General features: G+C 53.3%; 6 protein-coding genes. 2 read left to right on the top strand and 4 right to left on the bottom strand.

The window, feature by feature from the left end:
• Positions 1–290 precede the first annotated feature (290 nt).
• Positions 291–1,787, top strand: a complete 1,497-nt coding sequence (locus tag IEY53_RS34430) for an alpha-N-arabinofuranosidase (RefSeq protein ID WP_189032814.1) — start codon at positions 291–293, stop codon at positions 1,785–1,787.
• 15 nt (positions 1,788–1,802) lie between these two features.
• On the top strand, positions 1,803–2,078 hold the full coding sequence (locus IEY53_RS34425; protein ID WP_189032812.1) for a hypothetical protein: 276 nt from the start codon (positions 1,803–1,805) through the stop codon (positions 2,076–2,078).
• Between the two features lie 57 nt (positions 2,079–2,135).
• Here IEY53_RS34425 and IEY53_RS34420 read toward each other — a convergent pair whose 3' ends face one another.
• From IEY53_RS34420 to IEY53_RS34405, 4 genes are all read right to left on the bottom strand, one after another.
• On the bottom strand, positions 2,136–3,050 hold the full coding sequence (locus IEY53_RS34420; RefSeq protein ID WP_189032811.1) for an ArsR/SmtB family transcription factor: 915 nt from the start codon (positions 3,048–3,050) through the stop codon (positions 2,136–2,138).
• A 91-nt stretch (positions 3,051–3,141) separates the two neighbouring features.
• On the bottom strand, positions 3,142–4,662 hold the full coding sequence (locus IEY53_RS34415; protein WP_189032809.1) for an amidase: 1,521 nt from the start codon (positions 4,660–4,662) through the stop codon (positions 3,142–3,144).
• Positions 4,663–4,749: 87 nt separating this feature from the next.
• Entirely contained in the window at positions 4,750–5,769 is a 1,020-nt protein-coding gene (locus IEY53_RS34410; protein ID WP_189032808.1) for an HAAS signaling domain-containing protein, read from the bottom strand.
• On the bottom strand, positions 5,756–6,109 hold the full coding sequence (locus IEY53_RS34405; protein ID WP_189032807.1) for a PadR family transcriptional regulator: 354 nt from the start codon (positions 6,107–6,109) through the stop codon (positions 5,756–5,758). The genes IEY53_RS34410 and IEY53_RS34405 overlap by 14 nt, the downstream gene beginning before the upstream one ends.
• Positions 6,110–6,412 lie beyond the last annotated feature (303 nt).

Genomic DNA, 6,412 nt, shown 5'->3' with positions numbered 1-6,412 from the left:
TAGCAAAACATTAACCGATTTTTCTTTTTCATACTATTAAGTTTGATACAGTACTAGGCGCCTGCCAGACTGTCAGAACTCCAGCCGACCCCGGACATGCTGGCCCGGCATCCAGCTTGGCAGGAGGAAGTGCGCCGTCCCATGTTCTTACTGGTCGCAGCGGTCAAAAATTAGGGAGGAGACAAGTTCATAACATAAAGATTGACGAAAAGGGTTTCCACTGCCTATAATATTTATATTAGTATTAATTAGTTAATATAAATATTAATTTTGAGAGGCGGCACCTGCAAATGACACAACGCGCTGTACTTAACACGGATCTCCGCAAAGGAAAGATCAACAGAAATATTTATGGTCATTTCGCCGAACATCTGGGACGTTGTATTTATGAAGGGATTTGGGTCGGGGAAGGTTCGCCGATTCCTAACACGAAGGGGATTCGCAACGATGTTGTGAAAGCGCTCAAAGAAATGCAGATTCCGGTGCTGCGCTGGCCGGGCGGCTGTTTTGCCGACGAATATCACTGGAAAGACGGCATCGGTCCCCGGGAAGGCCGCAAGCGGATGATTAACACGCATTGGGGCGGTGTGGTCGAGAACAACCATTTCGGCACCCATGAATTTATGGAGCTATGCGCCATGCTGGAATGTGAGCCTTACATCAACGGCAATGTCGGCAGCGGCACCGTTCAGGAGATGTCCGAGTGGGTGGAATATCTGACGTTCGGCGGCGTCTCGCCGATGTCCGAGCTGCGTCAGGAGAACGGCAGACAGGAGCCGTGGGCAGTGACCTATTTTGGCGTGGGCAATGAGAACTGGGGCTGCGGGGGGAACATGCGTCCGGAGTATTATGCCGATCTGTACCGCCGTTACCAGACGTATGTCCGCAATTATGATTCCAACCGCATTCACCGGATTGCCTGTGGGCCAAATGTAGATGACTACCACTGGATGGAAGTACTGATGCGCGAAGCCACACGGTTCATGGATTCCATTACGCTGCATTACTACACGATTCCGGGTCCGAGCTGGGACAACAAGGGAGCCGCCACCGGTTTTGAAACGCAGGAATGGTTCTCCACTCTGGAGAAAGCGTTGCGTATGGATGAACTCGTGACCAGACACAGTGTGATTATGGACAAATACGACCCTGAGAAACGGGTAGGCCTGATCGTCGATGAGTGGGGGACCTGGTATGATGTGGAGCCGGGCACCAATCCGGGCTTCCTCTACCAGCAGAACTCGATTCGTGATGCGCTTGTAGCCGGGGTGACCCTGAATATTTTCCACAAGCACAGCGACCGGGTGCGGATGGCAAATATAGCCCAGACGGTGAACGTGCTGCAGGCTGTGATTCTGACCGAAGGCGAGAAGATGGTACTTACACCTACGTATCATGTATTTAACATGTTCAAGGTCCACCAGGATGCTGAACTGCTGGATATGACACTGGACAGTGCGGCGTACAGTCTGGAAGGCCGCGAGATTCCCGAAGTGTCGGCGTCGGCGTCGGTGAACAGCGAGGGTGTGATCCATGTCAGCCTGTGCAACTTAAATCATGCGGCGTCTTCAATCGTGCCGCTGGAACTGCGCGGGTTGGCTTTGGGAGCTGTAGAAGTAACCGGAACGGTTCTGGCCGGAGATCGCCTGGATGCCCATAATACGTTCAGCGAGCCTGAAGTGGTAGCGCCTCAGTCCTTCGACGCTTATAAGCTTGAAGGTAACCGTCTAACTGTAGAATTGCCTCCGATGTCCGTAACGGTACTTGCGATTAAGCCACAAGCTTAAAGGAGCGGAAGTTTCATGTCTACTACATCAGCCTGCAAAGGATGCCGTGACGATTATAAGGTTACCGAAGCACAGATCAAGCGCATCCTGGCGTCATCCATGTTCGGGCCGGAGAATTGTGTGCCGGATGAAGTGTATGCCGAGCGTACCGCACTCTGCGGAACCTGTCCCAAACTGCAGGATGGCGTAACTTGTGTAGCCTGCGGGTGCATTATTCCGGTAGTGGCCAAGCTGAAGGAACGCGGCTGTCCGCTGCCTGGGGGCGGATTGTGGCGCCCTTATCCGGCATAAACTTCAGCAGAACAAAAGCCGTATTCGCCCCCTCTCTGAAGAGGCGAATACGGCTTTTTATTTGTGTGCATCGGTATAAAAAAGCTCTACCGTCAAATCCTCGTTGTAGTTCCCGAAGCCTTTGCCGAACAAGGTCAATCCACCGATATGTTCCGCATCCTCTTCCACCGACAGCCGCAACGTCCATTGCTTGCTGCGGATGTCTACCTCATCCAGTGTGACATCCGACAGCTTCAGCCCGTCCATAAATGTGCCTTTGGACGTAACCCGGAGCTGCTTGAGCAGACCGTATTGGTTGGTCAGCTGCGGCCACCAGGCAGGGGTGTATTTACCCCGGCTGTCTCCATAGTCACCGGGACTGGTCCAGTCGCCAAGCTTCCGGCCATTGAGGGTGAACGTTATATCCGAAGGCCAGTTATTATTCACCGATGGTGCTTCGGAGGCAATTTCCATTGTAATCACAAGCTCCTCAGGCTGCTGTCCCGTCAGCAGGAAATTGGGAATCTTGTATTCGATGTAGCCTTTGCCGAACCAGAGGATGCCGGCATTCATCCGCTCAAGATCCCAGAAATAGCGGGGGTCGTCGAAGCTGCCGATCACCTGCTCAGTGGTGGAGAGTCCGCAGGTCGGTTCGATCCGGAAGTCGGAATAGTGGCCGACCGGTATTTCCTTGCGGAAGCTCTTGCGCCGGGTTCCGGGTTTGCCTGGAAACACAATCTCCGCTCCTTCGGCGGCAAGTGTGCAAATCTTCTGCAGCCCGCTTCGCCCCGGAGCCATATGCGTGGTGATCAGTCCCGCTGCTTCCAGCTTGCGGACATGCATAGTCATAATGGCGCTGCTCAGCTTCACGGCGGCGGCCAGCTCCTTCACATTCATCGGCTGCTCGGCCAGGAGGCGCAGCATATGCAGGCGTACTGCGCTCGCTAACGCCTCATACACCGGCAGGGATTCTTCTGTCAAATCAAGTTTCATAACATGCCCTCCGTAGATCAGTTAAGGGCTGGACACCCATTGTTAACACTATGATTGGATAGTTAATAATTATATTACCCAATCCACTGTTTTACAATAACGGATATAGCGGATTGCCTTTCATTCCGACCCACAGCCTGGATTGCTCCAGCCGTGCGGCGAGCTGGAGCAGCAGGTCTTCACGCCCTTTGGTGGCCATGACCTGCACCCCGATGGGCAGACCTTCTGGCGACCGATGCACCGGAACGCTCATTGCCGGTTGTCCAGTCAGATTGGCGAGCTGGGTAAATGGCGTATAGGTTAGGCTTGGCTCGAACATCTCGTAGATCAGCTGCTGCTGTTTGTCCTTGGACAGCTCGCTGACTTGCAGCAGCCTCAGCGTTTCCTCGGGGGTTTGTGTAAGCTGGCCAACCTTAGGCGCAACATCGGCGTTGGTCGGCGTAATATAGAGATCGTAGCGGCTTAGGAGCCCCGCCATTTGGGCAGCGGCGATATCCCATTCATGCAGACTGTGCACAAAATCGGCGGCGGAGACCTTTTTACCGGCTTCCGCGAGCACCCAGGTTACGATATCCACTTCGCTGGCGGCGATCGGCCGGTCCAGCATCCGCTCCAGCGAGACGAACATAGCTGCAACTTCACCGGTATTCATCATATAGTAGTTCTCCATCAGCCGGACACCGTTGACAGGACTCAGCTTCTCTTCCACTTCATGGCCTTCCGCCTCCAGCCATTTTACGGTCTGCATGACAGCCTTCACGGCTTCTTCGTGAACCGGCGTTCCTACAGGCGAGGCTGTAGTAAAAGCGATCCGCAGCTTGCGGTTCGCTGGCTTGAACAGGTCGTCCGCATAGACACCGGGATACAGCGGTGTCTGAAAGGCTGCTTCCGGCTGCACGATTTGCAGCAGGTCGAGCAGGGCGGCGCTGTCCCGCACGGAACGGGTCAGCGCAAAGTCAATCGACGCGCCTTGCCATTGGCGCCCGGCCCCGGGGCCGACCGGTGTCCGCCCGCGCGTCGGCTTAAGGCCGAACAGGCCGGTGAACGAAGCCGGGATGCGGATGGAGCCGCCCCCGTCGCTGGCCCCGGCCGCCGGAACGATGCCTGCCGCCACCGCAGCGGCTGCACCGCCGCTTGATCCGCCCGGCGAATGTAGTGGGTTCCACGGGTTGCGGGCCGGACCGTGCAGGAGTGGCTCGGTGATATTCTTCAGCCCGAATTCGGGCGTGTTCGTATGCCCGAGCGGGATGAAGCCGGCGCGTCTGAGCCGGGCAACAAAGTTCGAATCATGCCGCGCGATGTGGTCTTTCAGCAGCAGGGCTCCCGAGGTCAGCGGTTCACCGCCAATGGCCTGGGAGATATCCTTCAGCAGGAAGGGAACCCCTGCAAACGGTCGCGAGCCGTCCTCTTCCAGGAGGGGCAGCGCGTCCGCTTCTTTCAATGCGGCGTCGCGGCGGGTACGCACGACGGCATTCAGCAGCGGGTTGACCTCATCCAGCCGGGCATAAGCGGCCTCGACCAGCTCGCGGGGGGATACCTCACGGGCTTTGACTAGAGCGGCGAGACCCACGGCATCGTAAGTTTGGTAGTTGAAATTGGTATGAGTAGACATGAGAGAACCTCTTTCCTCTAAGTTATAAGTGAACAGATTAGCCGGCTGAACCTTATCTTTTGGCTCTTTTGGCTTGCCGGACTGATGCTAAGAGACATTCTTGATCTTGAATAACTTGATCAGAAGGGTGATTACTTCGACGGCAATAACCAATCCGATGGCAATAATAATACCATCCTGGGCACGCTCCCAGATGCTGCCGGCTGTCCGCAAGGCTTCACTTCCGGCAGCGAGGGAGCGGGAACTTGCCAACTGCTGCATGAAGGCGGGATTCCAAACGGACTTGTCTGCGAACATGAACAACGCCACAATGAAATGAAGGATACTGACCAGAATATCAAAGCCGATAAGAGCGATCGTCCATTTTCCTGTGATCATTTTGACCACATCCTTCACCAGACTCAGAGCCAAAGCGATACCAACTAAAGGGACAAATCTCCGCATTACCTCTTCATTGAAAAAAGGTACGACAACCCGGGGGCCGCCTTCCTGAAAGAACCAAACCCCAAACAGCTCCAGGGAGAAGAGAAACAGAGCCGCAAATAATATGGTGAAAATAATACTTGCAATAGGGTCAGAACGTTTAATCCGGGTCAGCTGTGTGGGCAGGGGCGGCAGTTGGGTGGGCTCCCAGGAAGGGGAGGTTTTGCTTTTTTGCTTGCTGCGGTGCACCCCTTTATATTCTGCTACTCCAAAAATAAGAGTTACCCATGTGAACCCTTGGAACAAGCTTATAATAAGATCCACGATATAACTTACGAATTGATCCAGCACATGGGTAGGATTGACGATGCTTTCGACACTGAATAAAGCGGTCATGGCAATGGTGATAGCGATAACGACGATTTTTAGAACAGATAGATAGGTGTCAAAAAGATCGGGACCGATCAGATAACGCCTGGTTCCTCTATACTTATCCGCCAGTTCGCCCGGATCGCCGAGCTCCAGGAGAACCGCTTCGACGTCCTCCCGGGTTGCATGGCCGGCAGGAGCCCGGTCCTCCAACATATCTTCAATTAATCCTTTCAGCTCTTTCTCGATATCGGCTTTTTGCTGCTCGGGCAGCTTTTTGGTCACGGCATAGATGTAACGTTTAACTAATTCCATTCCCGTTTCCTCCTCCAATTAAACTATCCATGCTCGACACCATATCCATCCATTCCTGACACAACCGCTCGTAAACTTCCTTTCCTGCAGAGCTCAGTACATAATACTTGCGGGGGCGGGCCTCATTGGTGTCCCATGAGCTTGCAAGCAATTCCTGCTTCTCCAGACGGCGCAGCAAAGGGTATAGCGTATTGGGATCGACATGGATGCCCTTATCCTTTAATACAGTGACCAGGGAATAGCCATATTGGGGTTCGGATAATTGACTGAGCACGCCAATAATGATGGTGCCGCGCCGCAATTCCTGCGTTAGTCCATTAATCGTTTCATTGATGTCCATTCCGTTATCAACTCCTGATTGCATCATACTGTACGACACACACTATTGCAATATATACAATAACACAAATTATAAAACAATAAGATCATTGCATCATTTTTAGAAGCTGTTTTCGGGAGAACTGCCTTTTTGCAAAATGCAGCATCGTATCCAGCGGATTATCTGTATAATTGAGAATGGTGAGGAAGCGGACTCAGTATGCCTTATTTGACGAAACGAAACGTTTTCTCCTTCTATGCGGAACAGTGATTTAGACTAAGAGGTGGACACGGAAAGTACAACTCATGGATAATAGATCAAACT

Source organism: Paenibacillus albidus (assembly GCF_014644435.1).
GTDB lineage: Bacteria > Bacillota > Bacilli > Paenibacillales > Paenibacillaceae > Paenibacillus_AQ > Paenibacillus_AQ albidus.
Note: the sequence above shows the minus strand (reverse complement) of the source record. Positions and strands in the feature narration are given on the sequence as shown.